The 17893-nt window shown below is 61.3% G+C and carries 15 protein-coding genes; 9 read left to right on the top strand and 6 right to left on the bottom strand.

The window, feature by feature from the left end:
- Positions 1-58: 58 nt before the first annotated feature.
- Positions 59-772 carry a tellurite resistance TerB family protein gene (locus ACA046_RS06020; RefSeq protein WP_459026401.1) on the bottom strand — a complete coding sequence of 238 codons (714 nt, stop codon included), beginning with the start codon at positions 770-772 and terminating at the stop codon, positions 59-61.
- A 168-nt stretch (positions 773-940) separates the two neighbouring features.
- Between ACA046_RS06020 and ACA046_RS06015 the strand changes: the two genes are divergently transcribed.
- The 9 genes from ACA046_RS06015 to ACA046_RS05975 all read left to right on the top strand — a co-directional run bounded on the left by ACA046_RS06015 (position 941) and on the right by ACA046_RS05975 (position 13161).
- The gene (locus ACA046_RS06015) at positions 941-1852 is read left to right on the top strand and encodes a LysR family transcriptional regulator (RefSeq protein WP_003209548.1); all 912 of its coding nucleotides are present in this window, start codon (positions 941-943) and stop codon (positions 1850-1852) included.
- Positions 1853-1985: 133 nt separating this feature from the next.
- Positions 1986-3443, top strand: coding sequence for a gamma-aminobutyraldehyde dehydrogenase (locus ACA046_RS06010; protein WP_172834529.1), 1458 nt, complete (start codon positions 1986-1988; stop codon positions 3441-3443).
- A 72-nt stretch (positions 3444-3515) separates the two neighbouring features.
- The gene (gene ydcS / locus ACA046_RS06005) at positions 3516-4667 is read left to right on the top strand and encodes a putative ABC transporter substrate-binding protein YdcS (protein ID WP_076017496.1); all 1152 of its coding nucleotides are present in this window, start codon (positions 3516-3518) and stop codon (positions 4665-4667) included.
- A 192-nt stretch (positions 4668-4859) separates the two neighbouring features.
- Positions 4860-5894 carry an ABC transporter ATP-binding protein gene (locus ACA046_RS06000; protein ID WP_497676093.1) on the top strand — a complete coding sequence of 345 codons (1035 nt, stop codon included), beginning with the start codon at positions 4860-4862 and terminating at the stop codon, positions 5892-5894.
- Between the two features lies 1 nt (position 5895).
- On the top strand, positions 5896-6825 hold the full coding sequence (locus ACA046_RS05995) for an ABC transporter permease (RefSeq protein WP_076017498.1): 930 nt from the start codon (positions 5896-5898) through the stop codon (positions 6823-6825).
- Positions 6815-7624, top strand: a complete 810-nt coding sequence (locus ACA046_RS05990; protein ID WP_459026393.1) for an ABC transporter permease — start codon at positions 6815-6817, stop codon at positions 7622-7624. Before ACA046_RS05995 ends, ACA046_RS05990 begins: the two co-directional genes overlap by 11 nt.
- A 178-nt stretch (positions 7625-7802) precedes the next feature.
- Positions 7803-9227, top strand: a complete 1425-nt coding sequence (locus ACA046_RS05985) for a gamma-aminobutyraldehyde dehydrogenase (protein ID WP_497676092.1) — start codon at positions 7803-7805, stop codon at positions 9225-9227.
- A 177-nt stretch (positions 9228-9404) separates the two neighbouring features.
- Positions 9405-11267 (top strand): NAD(P)-binding protein, encoded by a 1863-nt coding sequence (locus tag ACA046_RS05980; RefSeq protein WP_497676091.1) that lies wholly within the window; start codon positions 9405-9407, stop codon positions 11265-11267.
- Between the two features lie 268 nt (positions 11268-11535).
- Positions 11536-13161, top strand: a complete 1626-nt coding sequence (locus ACA046_RS05975) for a glucan biosynthesis protein D (protein WP_167664497.1) — start codon at positions 11536-11538, stop codon at positions 13159-13161.
- A 45-nt stretch (positions 13162-13206) separates the two neighbouring features.
- Here ACA046_RS05975 and ACA046_RS05970 read toward each other — a convergent pair whose 3' ends face one another.
- From ACA046_RS05970 to ACA046_RS05950, 5 genes are all read right to left on the bottom strand, one after another.
- Positions 13207-13392 carry a hypothetical protein gene (locus ACA046_RS05970; RefSeq protein ID WP_497676090.1) on the bottom strand — a complete coding sequence of 62 codons (186 nt, stop codon included), beginning with the start codon at positions 13390-13392 and terminating at the stop codon, positions 13207-13209.
- Positions 13393-13593: 201 nt separating this feature from the next.
- Positions 13594-14085 carry a P-loop nucleotide/nucleoside kinase family protein gene (locus ACA046_RS05965; RefSeq protein ID WP_459026383.1) on the bottom strand — a complete coding sequence of 164 codons (492 nt, stop codon included), beginning with the start codon at positions 14083-14085 and terminating at the stop codon, positions 13594-13596.
- Between the two features lie 81 nt (positions 14086-14166).
- On the bottom strand, positions 14167-15273 hold the full coding sequence (locus ACA046_RS05960) for an NADH:flavin oxidoreductase/NADH oxidase (RefSeq protein WP_076017503.1): 1107 nt from the start codon (positions 15271-15273) through the stop codon (positions 14167-14169).
- 151 nt (positions 15274-15424) lie between these two features.
- A complete protein-coding gene (recJ, locus tag ACA046_RS05955; protein WP_318301898.1) occupies positions 15425-17134 on the bottom strand; it encodes a single-stranded-DNA-specific exonuclease RecJ in 1710 nt (569 codons plus the stop codon).
- A gap of 186 nt (positions 17135-17320) precedes the next feature.
- On the bottom strand, positions 17321-17863 hold the full coding sequence (locus tag ACA046_RS05950; RefSeq protein ID WP_003209567.1) for a YaeQ family protein: 543 nt from the start codon (positions 17861-17863) through the stop codon (positions 17321-17323).
- Between the last annotated feature and the right edge of the window lie 30 nt (positions 17864-17893).

The raw sequence follows: 17893 nt of genomic DNA, 5'->3' as shown, positions 1-17893 counted from the left end.
CCCGCTGTAAGAGCGGAACCCTAAGTCGCCGTTACCTAAACAACGGATATGTACACAATCAAACCACCACAGCCTGCCGCACCTGCTTCTCCAGTTCAGCCTTCAACCCAGGCTCCAACTTAAGCTGCCGCGCCAACTCATCGAGATACGACTTCTCCATGAAGTTCTCCTCATCCACCAACATCACACTGGCGATATACATCTCGGCAGCCAACTCCGGAGTGCTGGCAGCCCTAGCCACATCTGCCGGATCAAGAGGCTTGTTCAGCTCAGCATGCAACCACTGCTGCAACTCACGATCATTGTCCAGCTTCAAAAACTCCCCTTCGATCAGCGCCCGCTCCCGCTCATCCACATGCCCGTCAGCCTTGGCCGCCGCCACCAACGCCTTCAAAATCCCTTGGCTATGTTGCTCGACTTGCGCCGGCGGCAGGCGGTCGATGGTCTGCGGCTCGCCCTGAGGCGCATTGGCCTGCTGCGCCTGCCAGTTGCCATACGCCTTGTAGGCAATCACCCCCAGCGCCGCCAACCCACCGTAGGTCAGCGCCTTACCGCCAAACTTGCGGGCTTTCTTGTTGCCCATCAACAGGCCCATGGCACCAGCCGCGAGGGCCCCACCACCGGCACCGCCGAGCAAGCTACCCAACCCGCCGCCGCCCAGCAGGCCGCCAAGGGCACCTTTGTCATCTGACTTGCGCTGCCCGCCAGCCTTGTTCTGCAACATGTCCTGCCCGGATTTGAGCAGTTGATCGAGCAATCCACGGGTATTCATTCACAGCCTCCAGAAACTAGGGTTCACAGGACCAATAGGCCCCCAGCGTAAAACTAAGTGCCAAAAACCCCCGATCTAGAGTGCTTCCAGATGTAACGCGCTTACCCCTCAATTAAAACGATATACACTCGAACAAATCTATAAAAACACCCCACTGGTAATTCCAGCATGATGACCTTGCGTCAGATCCGTCACTTTATCGCCGTGGCCGAGACCGGCTCGATCTCCGCCGCCGCCCAGACCGCCTTCATCTCCCAGTCCACCCTGACCCTGGCGATCCAGCAACTGGAACAGGAAATCGGCGTCAACCTGTTCAACCGCCATGCCAAGGGCATGACCCTGACCCACCAGGGCCACCAGTTCCTGCGCCAGGCGCACCTGATCCTCGCCACCGTCGACAACGCCAAGCGCAGCCTGCAACAGAGCACCGACCAGGTCGCCGGGCAATTGATCATCGGCGTGACCAGCCTGGTCGCCGGCTACTACCTGGCGGATTTGCTCACGCGTTTCCAGCGTGCGTACCCCAATGTCGAAATCCGCGTAATGGAAGACGAACGCCCCTATATCGAACACTTGCTGGTCAGCGGTGAAATCGACGTCGGTGTGCTGATCCTCTCTAACCTCGAAGACCGCCACGCCCTGCAAACCGAAGTGCTCACCCACTCGCCCCACCGTTTATGGCTGCCCGCCCAGCACCCGTTGCTGGAACACGACAGCATCAACCTCGCCGACGTTGCCCGCGAACCGCTGATTCAACTGAACGTCGACGAAATGGGCCACAACGCCCAACGCATGTGGACCGGCGCCGGGCTGCAACCACGCGTCACCTTGCGCACCGCCTCGACGGAAGCCGTGCGAAGCCTGGTGGCCGCCGGCCTCGGCGTGTCGATCCAGCCGGATATGACCTACCGCCCCTGGTCTCTGGAGGGCGACATTATCGAAGCCCGGCCGATTGCCGACCTCAGCCAAACCCTCGACGTGGGCCTGGCCTGGCGCCGGGGCACGGCGCGCCCGGCGTTGGTGGACCCGTTCCTGACGGTAGCCCGTGAACAGCCCCACCCACGCAAGCCATCTATTTAATCGAATGCTGCTTTCAGTATTTAGTATTTGTTGACCTCGCGCCTGACCTCTAGTCTCTGCTCATCCCATAAGAGAAGGTCAGGCGCCTCGTAAGAGAACAGCCATGACCACACAAGAAAAGAGATCGCGAAAAATGTCTGGCGCGCCCACACCGCTGCTCACTGCGTTGCTGATCGACGGCGAACTGGTCGCAGGCGAAGGTTTTGTCGAGCCGATCATCAACCCGGCCACCGGTGAAATCCTCACCCACATCGCCGAAGCCAGCACCGAACAGGTAGAAGCCGCGATCCTCGCCGCCCACCGCGCGTTTGCCGGTTGGTCGCGGACCACGCCCCAGCAGCGCTCGAACATTCTCCTGGGCATCGCCGATGCCATCGAAAAACAAGCCGACTACCTCGCCCGCCTGGAATCGCTGAACTGCGGCAAGCCGTTGCACCTGGCGCGCCAGGACGATTTGAGTGCCACTGTCGATGTGTTCCGCTTCTTTGCCGGTGCCGTGCGCTGCCAGACCGGGCAGCTCAGCGGTGAATACCTGCCGGGCTACACCAGCATGGTGCGCCGCGACCCGATTGGCGTGGTCGCCTCGATTGCGCCCTGGAATTACCCGCTGATGATGGCCGCCTGGAAGATCGCCCCGGCCCTGGCCGCCGGCAATACCCTGGTGTTCAAGCCTTCGGAACATACGCCGCTGTCGATCCTGGCCCTGGCGCCCGTGCTGAGCCAACTGTTGCCGCGCGGGGTGATCAACATCCTGTGTGGCGGCGGCGAAGGCGTCGGCAGCCATTTGGTCAGCCACCCGAAGGTGCGCATGGTCTCGTTGACCGGCGATATCGTCACCGGGCAAAAAATCCTCCAGGCCGCCTCCAAGACCCTCAAGCGCACCCACCTGGAACTCGGCGGCAAGGCTCCGGTGATCGTGTGTAACGACGCCGACCTGCAAGCCGTGGTCGAAGGCGTGCGCGCCTACGGGTATTACAACGCCGGCCAGGACTGCACCGCCGCGTGCCGCATCTACGCCCAGGCCGGCATTCACGACAAGTTGGTGGCCGACCTCGGCGCCGCCGTCAGCAGCCTGCGGTTTGCCGGCAAGCGCGATGCCGACAACGAACTCGGCCCGCTGATCAGCACGCGCCAGCGCGACCGGGTGGCCAGTTTTGTCGAACGCGCCCTCGGCCAGCCACATATCGAACGCATCACCGGCGCCGCCGTGCATTCCGGTGCCGGCTTCTTCTACCAGCCAACCTTACTGGCCGGTTGTAAACAGAATGATGAAATCGTGCAGCGCGAAGTGTTCGGCCCGGTGGTCACCGTGACCCGCTTCGACGAACTGGAGCAGGCCGTGGACTGGGCCAACGACTCGGAATACGGCCTGGCCTCCTCCGTCTGGACCCAGAACCTGGACAAGGCCATGCAGGTGGCGTCGCGCCTGCAATACGGCTGCACCTGGATCAACAGCCATTTCATGCTGGTCAGCGAAATGCCCCACGGCGGCTTGAAGCGTTCGGGGTATGGGAAAGATCTGTCCAGTGATTCGCTACAGGACTACAGCGTGGTGCGGCACATCATGGCGCGCCACGGCCAGCATCTTTAAAACAACAACTACGCTCACGCATCACCTGCTGCAAAAACTGCCCCGACCATAATTAAAGAAGAGGGAACCCCCATGTCTGCGCACAAGACCGCACTGCTCAGTGCCCTGACCACCGCGCTGCTGGCCAGTGTCAGTATCCAGGCCGCCGAACCGCTCAAGGCGGTCGGCGCCGGCGAAGGCCAGTTGGATATCGTCGCCTGGCCCGGCTATATCGAACGTGGCGAAAGCGACAAGAACTACGACTGGGTCACCGGTTTCGAGAAAGAGACCGGCTGCAAGGTCAACGTCAAGACCGCCGCCACCTCTGACGAGATGGTGAGCTTGATGGCCAAGGGTGGCTACGACCTGGTCACCGCGTCGGGCGATGCCTCGCTGCGGCTGATCGGCGGCAAGCGCGTGCAGCCGATCAACACCTCGCTCATTCCCAACTGGAAGAACATCGACCCGCGCCTCAAAGATGCGCCGTGGTACGTGGTTGGCCAGCAAACGTACGGCACGCCGTACCAATGGGGCCCGAACGTGTTGATGTACAACACCAACGTGTTCAAGACCGCGCCCACCAGCTGGAACGTGGTGTTTGAAGCGCAGAACCTGCCGGACGGCAAGCCAAACAAAGGCCGTGTGCAGGCCTATGACGGCCCGATCTACATCGCCGATGCGGCTTTGTACCTCAAGGCTACCAAGCCGGAACTGGGCATCCAGAGCCCGTACGAACTGACCGAAACCCAGTACAAGGCCGTGCTCGACCTGTTGCGCGCCCAGCAACCGTTGATCCACCGCTACTGGCACGACACCACCGTACAAATGAGTGACTTCAAGAACGAAGGTGTGGTGGCGTCCAGCGCGTGGCCGTACCAGGTCAACGGCCTGGTCAACGAGAAACAGCCGATTGCCTCGACCATTCCGAAGGAAGGCGCTACCGGCTGGGCGGACACCACCATGTTGCACGCCGAAGCCAAGCACCCGAACTGCGCCTACAAATGGATGGACTGGTCGCTGCAGCCGAAAGTCCAGGGTGACGTGGCCTCGTGGTTCGGTTCGTTGCCGGCGGTTCCCGCTGCGTGCAAGGAGAGCGAATTGCTCGGCGCCGAGGGTTGCAAGACCAACGGTTTCGACCAGTTCGAAAAGATCGCCTTCTGGAAAACCCCGCAGGCTGAAGGCGGCAAGTTCGTGCCGTATAGCCGCTGGACCCAGGATTACATCGCGATCATGGGCGGCCGCTAGCCTTCGGGGCCGCTTCGCGGCCCAACGCAGCCTCGTGCCTCGGCAGCTACTACGCGAACCTCAATACCGCCGCCTGCGCTCGACAGCGCCTACACCGAATGTAGGAGCTGTCGAGTGAAACGAGGCTGCGAATTTCCGCACCGCCTCGGATTTGATTTTTATCCAAAACGCGCCTTTTTGGAGCACCGCACCATGACGCTTGCAGTCCAATTCACCCACGTTTCCCGTCAGTTCGGCGAAGTGAAAGCCGTTGACCGGGTTTCCATCGATATCCAGGACGGCGAGTTCTTTTCCATGCTCGGCCCTTCCGGCTCGGGCAAAACCACGTGCCTGCGCCTGATCGCCGGTTTCGAGCAGCCGAGTGCCGGCTCCATCCGTATTCACGGTGAAGAAGCCGCCGGTTTGCCGCCCTATCAGCGCGACGTGAACACCGTGTTCCAGGATTACGCGCTGTTCCCCCACATGAACGTGCGGGACAACGTGGCCTACGGCCTGAAAGTCAAAGGCGTGGGCAAGACCGAACGCCTTGACCGTGCCGAAGAAGCCCTGGGCATGGTTGCCCTCGGCGGCTACGGCGACCGCAAGCCGGTGCAACTCTCCGGCGGCCAGCGTCAACGGGTGGCCCTGGCTCGTGCACTGGTCAATCGCCCTCGTGTGCTGCTGCTCGATGAGCCCTTGGGCGCTCTGGACCTGAAGCTGCGCGAGCAGATGCAAAGCGAACTGAAGAAGTTGCAACGCCAACTCGGCATCACTTTCATCTTCGTCACCCACGACCAGACCGAAGCGCTGTCGATGTCCGACCGCGTGGCGGTGTTCAACAAAGGCCGCATCGAACAAGTCGACACCCCGCGCAACCTGTACATGAAGCCCGCCACCACTTTCGTCGCAGAGTTCGTCGGCACCTCCAACGTGATTCGTGGCGAGCTGGCGCAACGCTTGAGCGGCAACCCGCAGCCGTTCTCGATCCGCCCGGAACACGTGCGTTTCGCCGAAGGCCCGCTGGGCAGTGGCGAGGTAGAAGTCAGCGGCCTGCTGCACGATATCCAGTACCAGGGCAGCGCCACCCGCTACGAACTGAAACTGGAAAACGGCCAGGCCCTGAACATCAGCCAGGCCAACAACCAATGGCTGGACACCACCGCCGGGCATCAGGTCGGCCAGTCCATCACCGCGCGCTGGGCGCGGGAAGCCATGACCCCGTTGACCGACATCGCAGGCGAGGTGTGACATGAGCCTGGCCCTGTCCCAACCCCCGATGCGCAGGTTTTCCAACCTGCTGTACAAGAAGCCCAACCTGTACCTGTCGTTGCTGCTGGTGCCGCCGCTGATCTGGTTCGGTGCGATCTACCTGGGTTCGCTGCTGACCTTGCTGTGGCAAGGCTTCTATACGTTTGATGACTTCACCATGGCGGTCACGCCGGACCTGACCCTGGCCAACTTCGCCGCGCTGTTCCAGCCATCGAACTTCGACATCATCGTGCGCACCTTGAGCATGGCGATTGTGGTGTCGATCGCCAGTGCCGTGGTGGCCTTCCCCATCGCCTATTACATGGCGCGCTACACCACGGGCAAGACCAAGGCGTTTTTCTACATCGCAGTGATGATGCCGATGTGGGCCAGCTACATCGTCAAGGCCTACGCCTGGACCCTGCTGCTGGCCAAGGGCGGCGTGGCGCAGTGGTTCGTGCAGCACCTGGGCCTGGAGCCGGCGCTGCAATTCATCATGGGCATTCCCGGCGTGGGCGGCAGCACCTTGAGCACCTCGCACCTGGGGCGGTTCATGGTGTTTGTGTACATCTGGCTGCCGTTCATGATTCTGCCGATCCAGGCCTCGCTTGAACGCCTGCCACCGTCGTTGCTGCAAGCCTCGGCCGACCTCGGCGCCAAGCCGCGCCAGACCTTCATGCAAGTGATTTTGCCGCTGTCGGTGCCGGGGATTGCCGCCGGTTCGATCTTCACCTTCTCGCTGACCCTGGGCGACTTCATCGTGCCGCAACTGGTGGGCCCACCGGGTTACTTCGTCGGCGGCATGGTCTACGCCCAGCAAGGCGCTATCGGCAACATGCCCATGGCCGCTGCATTCACCTTGGTGCCAATCGTGCTGATCGCGGTTTACCTGTCCATCGTCAAACGTCTGGGGGCCTTCGATGCACTCTGAAAAAGCCTCACTCGGTTTAAAAATCGCGGCCTGGGGTGGGTTGGTTTTCCTGCACTTCCCGATCCTGATCATCTTCCTCTACGCCTTCAACACCGAAGAGGCAGCCTTCAGCTTTCCACCCCAGGGCTTCACCCTGAAGTGGTTCAGCGTGGCCTTCTCGCGACCGGACGTGCTGGAAGCGATCAAGCTGTCGCTGCAAATCGCCGCCATCGCCACGCTGATTGCGATGGTGCTCGGCACCCTGGCCTCGGCAGCGCTGTATCGCCGGGAGTTCTTCGGCAAGCAAGGCATCTCGCTGATGCTGATCCTGCCGATTGCACTGCCGGGGATCATCACCGGTATCGCGTTGCTGGCGACCTTCAAGACCCTGGGGATTGAACCGGGGATGTTCACCATCATCGTCGGCCACGCCACCTTCTGCGTGGTGATCGTCTACAACAACGTGATCGCCCGTTTGCGCCGCACTTCCCACAGCCTGATCGAAGCCTCGATGGACCTCGGTGCCGACGGCTGGCAGACCTTCCGCTACATCATCATGCCCAACCTCGGCTCGGCGTTGCTGGCCGGCGGCATGCTGGCGTTTGCGCTGTCGTTCGACGAAATCATCGTCACCACCTTCACCGCCGGCCACGAACGCACCTTGCCGCTGTGGCTGCTCAACCAGTTGAGCCGGCCACGGGATGTGCCGGTGACCAACGTGGTGGCGATGCTGGTGATGATCGTGACGATGTTCCCGATTCTGGGTGCCTATTACCTGACCCGCGGCGGCGAAAGCGTGGCCGGTAGTGGCGGTAAATAACTGACAACACATTGCCACTGAAGGAATGAGATTCAAATGTGGGAGCGGGCTTGCTCGCGAAAGCGGTGTATCAGTCACGTGATGTATCAACTGAAAGACCGCATTCGCGAGCAAGCCCGCTCCCACACTTGAACCGGTTTCGGCAGGGGAAACGATGCAGCTTTAAGAGGACTGAACCATGCAAACCAAACTGCTGATCAACGGCCATCTGGTCGAAGGCGAAGGACCGGCGCAGCCGGTGTTCAACCCAGCGCTGGGCCGGGTGCTGGTGGAGATCAAGGAAGCCAGCGAAGCCCAGGTCGACGCCGCCGTGCGCGCCGCCGACAGCGCCTTTGAAGGCTGGTCGCAAACTCCGCCGAAAGACCGCTCGCTGCTGCTGCTGAAACTCGCCGACGCCATCGAAGCCCACGGCGAAGAGCTGGCCAAGCTGGAGTCGGACAACTGCGGCAAACCCTACAGCGCCGCGCTGAACGACGAGATCCCGGCAGTGGCCGATGTGTTCCGTTTCTTCGCCGGCGCCAGCCGCTGCATGAGCGGTTCGGCTGGCGGCGAATACCTGCCGGGCCACACCTCGATGATCCGCCGCGACCCGGTGGGCGTCATTGCCTCCATCGCGCCGTGGAACTACCCGCTGATGATGGTCGCCTGGAAAATCGCCCCGGCGCTGGCCGCCGGTAATACCGTGGTGCTCAAGCCATCGGAACAAACCCCGCTGACCGCGTTGCGCCTGGTGGAACTGGCCGCTGAAATTTTCCCGGCCGGTGTGCTCAACCTGGTGTTTGGCCGTGGGCCAACCGTTGGCAGCCCGCTGGTGAATCACCCGAAAGTGCGCATGGTGTCGCTGACCGGTTCGATTGCCACCGGTGCCAATATCATTTCCAGCACCGCCGACAGCGTCAAACGCATGCATATGGAGCTGGGCGGCAAGGCGCCGGTGATCATCTTCAACGACGCCGATATCGACGCGGCCGTGGAAGGCATCCGTACCTTCGGTTTCTACAACGCCGGCCAGGATTGCACCGCTGCGTGCCGGATTTATGCACAGGCCGATATCTACGATGCGTTTGTCGAGAAGCTCGGCGCGGCAGTCGCCAGCATCAAATACGGTTTGCAGGATGATCCGGATACCGAACTGGGCCCGCTGATCACCGCGCAGCATCGCGACCGTGTGGCCGGGTTTGTGGAGCGTGCCGTAGCGCAATCCCATATCCGCCTGATCACCGGTGGCAAGGCCGTCGAAGGCAACGGGTTCTTCTTTGAGCCGACCGTGCTGGCTGACGCGCAGCAGGACGATGAGATCGTGCGCCGCGAAGTGTTCGGGCCGGTGGTGTCGGTGACCAAGTTCAACGACGAAGCCCAGGTATTGGCCTGGGCCAATGACTCGGACTACGGCCTGGCGTCGTCGGTCTGGACCGCCGATGTCGGCCGCGCCCACCGCCTGGCTGCGCGTTTGCAGTACGGCTGCACCTGGGTGAATACCCACTTCATGCTGGTCAGTGAAATGCCTCATGGCGGTCAGAAACTGTCCGGCTATGGCAAGGACATGTCCATGTACGGCCTGGAGGACTACACCACCGTTCGCCATGTGATGTTCAAGCACTGACCCTTTACCCCTGTGGAACGGGCTAACTGTGGCGAGGGAGCTTGCTCCCGCTGAAGTGCGAAGCGCTCCCAGGATTTTTGGGGCCGCTACGCAGCCCAGCGGGAGCAAGCTCCCTCGCCACAACGGCCCGCTCCCACAGGGGGTCTCCTAATAACAATAAATAATTCATAGGTTCCCATGGACATCACCCGCCGCGACTTCCTCAACGGCGTCGCCATCACGATTGCCGCCGGCATGACCCCGCTGCAAATCCTCCAGGCCGCTCCCGATGGCCGCTACTACCCACCCGCCCTCACCGGCTTGCGTGGCAGCCATGTGGGTTCGTTCGAAATTGCCCACCAGATGGGCTGGGAAAAGAAGGTGTTCGACACCGATAAATTGCCGATCACCGAAGACTACGACCTGGTGGTGGTCGGCGGCGGCTTGAGCGGTTTGTCGGCGGCGTGGTTCTACCGTGAGAAGCATCCGAAGGCGAAGATCCTGATCCTGGAGAACCACGACGACTTCGGCGGGCATGCCAAGCGCAATGAATTCCAGGCCGGTGGCCGGCTGATCATCGGCTACGGCGGCAGCGAAGCGTTCCAATCGCCAAATCATCTTTACAGCAAGGAAGTAAACGGGCTGTTGAAGAAACTCGGGGTGAACATCAAGCGTTTCGAGACCGCCTTCGACCGCCAGTTCTACCCGGGCCTGGGGTTATCCCGCGGGGTGTTCTTCGACAAGGAAAACTTCGGCGAAGACAAGCTGGTCACCGGCGACCCGACACCGATGGTGGCCGACGATATCGCCCCGGACCAATTGCATGCGCGCTCCATCAGCGACTTCATCAATGATTTCCCATTGCCGGAGGCCGACCGTCAGGCGCTGATCGCCCTGCACGTCACGCCCAAGGATTACCTGCCGGGCAAGTCCGCCGAAGAAAAGGCCGACTATCTGGCGGCCACCAGCTACCGCGATTTCCTGCTCAAGGACGTAGGCTTGTCGGAGGGCGCGGTGAAGTACTTCCAGAGTCGCACCAACGACTTCATGGCTCTGAGCATCGATGCCGTGGCTTCGGCCGATGCCTACAGCGTGGGTTTCCCGGGCTTTGGCGGCATGAACCTCGCGCCTATCAGCGAAGAAGCCGCCGCAGAAATGGAAGAGCCCTACATCTACCACTTCCCCGACGGCAACGCGTCCCTCGCTCGGTTGCTGGTGCGCAGCCTGATTCCGGCCGTGGCGCCCGGGCACACCATGGATGACATCGTGCTGGCGCCGTTTGACTACGCCAAGCTTGATCAGCCCAAGACGCCGGTACGGGTGCGCCTCAATAGCACGGCAGTCAGTGTGCGTAACGTCGGCGACGGCGTGCATATCGGCTACAGCCGTGGCGGCCAACTCGCACAGATACGCGGCAAACGCTGCATCCTGGCGTGCTACAACATGATGATCCCGTACCTGCTGCGGGACCTGCCAGCGGAACAAGCCCAGGCCCTGAGCCAGAACGTGAAGTATCCGCTGGTCTACACCAAAGTGGTGGTGCGCAACTGGACGTCATTCCAGAAGCTGGGGGTGCATGAGATTTATGCGGCTACCCAGCCTTACAGCCGGATCAAGCTCGACTACCCGGTAAGCATGGGCGGCTACGAGCACCCACGCGACCCGACACAGCCGATTGGTTTGCACATGGTCTACGTGCCCACCAGCCCCAACAGCGGCATGAACGGCCGCGACCAGGCCCGCGCCGGCCGGGGCAAGTTGTATGGGCAGACATTTGAACAACTGGAAGCGCAACTGCGGGATCAACTGCAACGCATGCTCGGCCCGGGCGGTTTCAACCACCAGACCGACATTCTGGCGATCACTGTCAACCGTTGGTCACACGGCTATGCGACCTTCTCCAACAGCTTGTTTGATGATGCCGATGAAAGCGAAAAACTGAAGGACCTGGCGCGTAAGCCGCTGGGGCATGTAAGCATCGCCAACTCGGATGCGGCGTGGAGTGCGTATGCCCATGCGGCGATTGATGAGGCGTATCGGGCGGTTGGAGAAGTGGGCTAATCGCTGAAGGGCTTTTGTGGCGAGGGGACAAGCCCCCTCGCCACATAAATCCGATATTCATAAACACCAGCGTTGCGCAGAAATGTCTTGTTTCATATGCAACGCCATCAACCCGCCATCAATCATTTTTCCTTCCGCACCGAACCGCTTAAGCTATTTGGCATCTGTTTAATGTCCGTTGCGTTTGGCCGAAGGCATGTCCGAACCGTTTTCCTTGATCCAGCACGTGCCAGGAACGGCGCGGGATTGTTCACGACAGGTTGTATTTATGCACCGCAGGAATTTGCTCAAAGCGTCCATGGCCATCGCGGCTTACACCGGTCTATCGGCCAGTGGCCTGCTGGCCGCCCAAGCCTGGGCGGGCAATCGCGCCGCTGATGGCGAGGCCCAGGCCTTCGATTTCGAGGCGCTGAAGATCCAGGCCAAGCAGTTGGCCGGCAATCGCTACCAGGACACCAAGCAGGTATTGCCGCCGACCCTGGCGACCATGACCCCGCAGAATTTCAATGCCATCGGCTACGACGGCAAGCATTCGCTGTGGAAAGAATTGAACGGCCAACTGGACGTGCAGTTCTTCCACGTCGGTATGGGCTTCAAGACGCCGGTGCGCATGTACAGCGTCGACCCGAAAACCCGCCAGGCCCGCGAGGTGCACTTCCGCCCTTCGCTGTTCAACTATGAAAAAACCACGGTAGACACCAAGCAGCTGACCGGCGACCTGGGTTTCTCCGGCTTCAAGCTGTTCAAGGCCCCGGAACTGGACCGCCATGACGTGCTGTCGTTCCTCGGCGCCAGCTACTTCCGCGCGGTGGATTCCACCGGCCAGTACGGCCTTTCCGCACGCGGCCTGGCCATCGATACCTACGCGAAGAAGCGCGAGGAATTCCCGGACTTCACCAAGTTCTGGTTCGAAACCCCGGACAAGGACAGCACCCGCTTCGTGGTCTACGCCCTGCTGGATTCGCCAAGCGCCACCGGTGCCTACCGCTTCGATATCGACTGCCAGGCCAACCAGGTGGTGATGGGCATCGACGCCCACATCAATGCGCGCACCGCCATCGAACAACTAGGTATCGCGCCGATGACCAGCATGTTCAGCTGCGGCACGGTTGAGCGGCGGATGTGCGACACCATCCACCCGCAAATCCACGACTCGGATCGCCTGGCCATGTGGCGCGGCAACGGCGAGTGGATCTGCCGCCCGCTGAACAACCCGGCCACCCTGCAATTCAACGCATTTGCCGACAAAGACCCGAAAGGCTTCGGCCTGGTGCAGACCGACCATGAGTTCGCCAGCTATCAGGACACCGTGGACTGGTACAGCAAGCGCCCAAGCCTGTGGGTAGAACCTACAACCTCGTGGGGCGAAGGCTCTATCGACCTGTTGGAAATTCCTACAACCGGCGAGACCCTGGACAACATCGTGGCCTTCTGGACCCCGAAGAAACCCGTGGCAGCCGGCGAATCCCTGAACTACGGCTACAAGCTCTACTGGAGCGCCCTGCCGCCGGTCAGCACGCCACTGGCGCAGGTCAATGCCACCCGTTCGGGCATGGGCGGCTTTACCGAAGGTTGGGCACCGGGCGAGCATTACCCTGAAGTATGGGCACGACGCTTTGCGGTGGACTTCAATGGCGGCGGGCTGGATCGGTTGCCAGAAGGCACCGGGATCGAGCCGGTGGTGACGTGCTCCCATGGCGAAGTCAAAGACTTCAGCGTGTTGGTGCTGGATGCCATCAAGGGTTATCGAATCCTGTTTGATTGGTACCCGACCAGCGACAGTGTCGAGCCGGTTGAACTGCGGCTGTTCATCCGCACTCAGGACCGCACCTTGAGCGAAACCTGGTTGTACCAGTACTTCCCGCCTGCGCCAGACAAGCGCAAGTACATCTGATACCGAACGTTCCCACGCTTGCGTGGGAACGTCCCTTCGGCGCTTTCAGAACCGCGAAATACTCTTCATCGCCCCAATCAAGTACCGCATCGCCACCTGATCACTCTCGGTCAGGGCGCGGTACTGTTCCAGCAATTCAGCCTCGTCCGAACTCAAGCGTCGGCCACGTAGCGACATCCTGCGGGCCAGAAAACACGACAAAAACCCTGCAACACCATAAGACTTGGCCATGGACTGTCTCCTCGTATCAATCAACTGCTCCTGGTTGCCCATAACCTTGTCCCGCAACCCGCAATGCCTGCGGGGACCAACAGACTGACTTCCTGGGCCAGAAATCAGACTTACTGTAAGCGTAGAAACTATCTGGCCGAGCGTGGGATTTTTTTAGAGTAATCACTTAAAAAAGTGCTCATAGGGCAATGACCTACAGCGTTATCCCACGTCACTCCCCGACGGCTCATAGCAAATAATGTTGAAGCCCTCTTCTAGGCGGGGCGCTTCGAAATAGCCGGTGATCAAATCGAACTGGGCATCACTGGTTTCGAACGCGTGGGTACCGGCTGCATTGCGTGCACGCAGGCGTGCCTTGCAGACCTCGTCCGGCACGTCCAGGTAATGCAATTGATGGTCGGCGCCCGCGCCTTCGAACAAAGACCGCATCCAGCGACGGCTGGCCAGGGTGTTGGCGGGAAAATCCAGCACCACCGAGATGCCTGCCTTGAGCAGCGAGATGATATGGGCCGTCAACGCATCGCGCAGGTGGCCGGTGCAGCGCACGTAGTCGCCCAGGGCCAGGATCTGTCCGGGATAGAGGCGTGACAGCCACTCATCCTCGCTGATCAATACCGTCTGGGGAGCCTGCGACAACTGCTGGGTCAGGGTCGATTTGCCGGATGCGATTTTGCCGCAGATCAGGTGCAACATGGGTTCCTCCGGTGTTGAAGCCAATAAAAAACCCGCCGGTTCAGGGGCGGGCTTTCATGTTTACCACGATTGCTCTGCAGATCAATCCCGCAAATCCGACTCATGAATCGGCTGGTCGCGATGTGTGGCCCGCTGATACTGCGCCGGCCAGATCGCCTTGCGCCCACCCAGGTCATCATCGGCATGCAGTGGCCAATACGGGTCACGCAACAACTCGCGGGCGAGGAAGATGACATCGGCCTGGCAAGTGCGCAGGATGTGTTCGGCCTGGGCGGGCTCGGTAATCATACCCACGGTGCCGGTGGCAATTCCCGACTCTTTGCGCACACGCTCGGCGAAGCGGGTCTGGTAACCGGGGCCTGTGGGAATTTCCGCATTGGCCGCAGTGCCACCGGAGGAGACGTCGATCAGGTCGACGCCCAGGTCTTTCAGGCGGCGCGCCAGTTCGACGGTTTCATCCGGGTTCCAGCCATCTTCGACCCAATCGGTGGCCGATACCCGCACAAACAGCGGCAGCTCTTGCGGCCAGGCTTCACGCACCGCCGTGGTCACTTGCAGCACCAGGCGGATGCGGTTTTCGAACGAGCCACCGTACTGGTCCTGACGCTGATTGCTCAGCGGCGAAAGAAACTGATGCAGCAGGTAGCCATGGGCCGCATGGATTTCCGCCACTTTGAAACCGGCGGTCAACGCACGCTTGGCGGCAGCGACAAAGTCAGCGATCACTTGTTGGATCTGCCCTTCGTCCAGTTGCTTGGGCGAGGTGTGCTGCGGATCGAAGGCAATCGGCGATGGCCCCACCGGCACCCAACCGCCGTCCTCCGGCTTGACGCTGCCGTGCTTGCCGATCCATGGCCGGTGCGTGCTGGCCTTGCGCCCGGCGTGGGCCAGCTGAATGCCCGCCACCGCGCCCTGGGCGTTGATGAAGCGCGTGATGCGTTGCAGGGGTTCGATCTGTTCGTCGTTCCACAGGCCCAGGTCCTGGGCGGTGATGCGTCCATCGGCGGTAACGGCGGTGGCTTCGGTAAAGATCAGCCCGGCGCCACCGACGGCACGGCTGCCGAGGTGCACCAGGTGCCAGTCATTGGCCAGGCCATCGACGCTGGAATACTGGCACATCGGTGACACGGCGATGCGGTTGAGCAGGGTCAGTTGGCGCAGGGTATAGGGTTCAAGCAGCAGACTCATGGGGCACCTCTTTTATGCAGTGGGCAGGCTCCAGGGTTCTGTTTGAAAGGTCGACGAAAAACCCGTCCCCGGCGGGCTGAAATAAGACAAGGTCACAAGACCGATCACACAGTGCTTAGAGACTAGTCGACAACAGAGGATTGCACAGGGTTCAGCGTGGCTCGATATGGGCAATCATCAGTTGCACGGTTTCCTGGCCACGGAACTCGTTCACGTCGAGCTTGTAGGCCAGTTCCACCCAGCGAATGGTCGGGTTGGGCCAGATCTCGCGGTCGATGCCGAAGGCGATGCCATCGAGCTTCACCGAACCGCATTCGCTCTTGAGCACCACTTTCAGATGGCGCTCGCCGACGACCCGCTGCTCCACCAACTGGAACACCCCGTGAAACAACGGCTCGGGGAAATGCTGGCCCCACGGCCCGGCATTGCGCAGGGCGCGGGCCAGTTCCAGGTGAAACTCTTCAACCGCCAGGGTGCCGTCGGACAGCAGCCGGCCGGTCAGGTCTTCTTCGCGCAGTTGCCGGCGCACTTCGGCGTCAAAGGCCTCGGCAAACAGTGGGAAGTTGGCCTCGGGCAAGGTAAGACCTGCCGCCATGGCGTGACCGCCGTACTTGGCGATCAGCGTCGGATGCTGGCTGGCCACCACGGCCAGCGCGTCACGGATATGAAAGCCCGGCACGGAACGCCCGGAGCCCTTGAGCAGGCCATCCCCTGCATCGGCAAAGGCGATGGTCGGGCGGAAGTAGCGCTCTTTCATCCGCGAGGCGAGGATGCCGATCACGCCCTGGTGCCATTCCGGGTCGAACAGGCACAAGCCATACGGCATCGACTCTACCGGCAAGTCCTTGAGCTGGGCCAGAGCCTCGCGCTGCATGCCTTGTTCGATGGATTTACGGTCCTGGTTCATGCCGTCCAGTTGCGCGGCCATTTCCCGGGCAGCGGCGAAATCAGTAGTCAGCAGGCATTCGATGCCCAGGCTCATGTCATCCAGGCGACCGGCGGCGTTCAGGCGCGGGCCAAGGATAAACCCGAGGTCGGTGGACGTGATGCGCGCGTGATCGCGCTTGGCCACTTCGAGGATCGCCTTGATCCCCGGGCGGGCACGACCGGCACGAATGCGTTCCAGGCCTTGATAGACCAGGATGCGATTGTTGGCGTCCAGCGGGACCACGTCGGCCACGCTGCCCAGGGCTACCAGGTCCAGCAGTTCGCCGATATTCGGCTGCGGCTTGTTCTCGTACCAGCCAAGGCTGCGCAAACGGGCGCGCAGGGCCATCAGCACGTAGAAGATCACGCCCACACCGGCCAACGCCTTGCTGGGGAATTCACAGCCCGGCTGGTTCGGGTTGACGATCGCATCCGCCGCCGGCAGTTCGTCGCCCGGCAAGTGGTGGTCGGTGACCAACACCTTGAGCCCCGCCGCTTTCGCCGCCGCCACGCCTTCGACGCTGGAGATGCCGTTGTCCACGGTGATCAGCAGCTGTGGCTCGCGCTGCAAGGCCACGGCGACGATTTCCGGGGTCAGGCCGTAGCCGTACTCAAAACGGTTGGGCACCAGGTAGTCGACATGGGCGGCACCCAACAAGCGCAGGCCCAGGGTGCCCACGGTGCTGGCGGTGGCGCCATCGGCGTCGAAGTCACCCACGATCAGGATCCGCTGGCGCTGTTCCAGGGCCGTCACCAGCAGGTCCACGGCGGCATCGATGCCCTTGAGCTGCTGATATGGAATCAGCCGCGCCAGGCTTTTATCCAGCTCGGCTTCCGATTGCACCCCGCGTGCGGCGTAGAGACGGGTCAATAGCGGTGGCAATTCACCGAGGAATGGCAGGACGGCGGGCAACGGGCGAGGATCGATACGCATGGGGTGACGGAAACTTCTCTTTAATGTTGAAAATTAGCGGTGATCCCTTGTAGGAGCTGTCGAGCCCCAGCGAGGCTGCGATAGGATCACCTCGGTGTACCTGTCAGGCCGCAGCGCCTGCATCGCAGCCTCGCTAACGCTCGACAGCTCCCACACTCGACCAGCATCCAATCAGGTATCGACGTTTCAGCCGCGCTCGCCAGCCAGCCATTCCAGCTGGACTTCGTGCTGGCCACGATCATCGGTCACGAAGATCGTGCCTTCGCTGATCATCACGTCCCACTTGATCACCCGGGGCATGTCCTTGGCCAGCACTTCCAGGATTTCCTGGGGTACGGCGGCGATGCTCACGTTTTTCAGGTTTTTCGCCACCGGCACCACTTTGCCTTCCCAGACGCGCAAGCTGCCATAGGCCAGCAAGGTGGTGCGTTCGGTACGGCGGGAACACCAGGTCAGGCGGTCTGCATCCGGCTGGCCGACTTCGATCCAGTGCAGGACGCGATCATCCAGACTTTTTTCCCACAGCGCTGGTTCGTCTACATCTGACAGGCCACGACCAAAAGACAACTGTTCGTTGTAGAAAAGTGCGTAGGCCAGCAAACGCACGGTCATGCGCTCTTCGGTTTCCGAAGGGTGGCGGGCGATGGTCTGCTTGACGCTCTCGTACACCGAACGATCAAGGTCGGTGAGGTTGAGTTCAAACTTGTAGGTCGTGGACGGCTGGGCCATGAACGGACTTCTAGAGACAGGGAAAGGCGG

The organism is Pseudomonas sp. LBUM1641, assembly GCF_059716235.1.
Note: the sequence above shows the minus strand (reverse complement) of the source record. Positions and strands in the feature narration are given on the sequence as shown.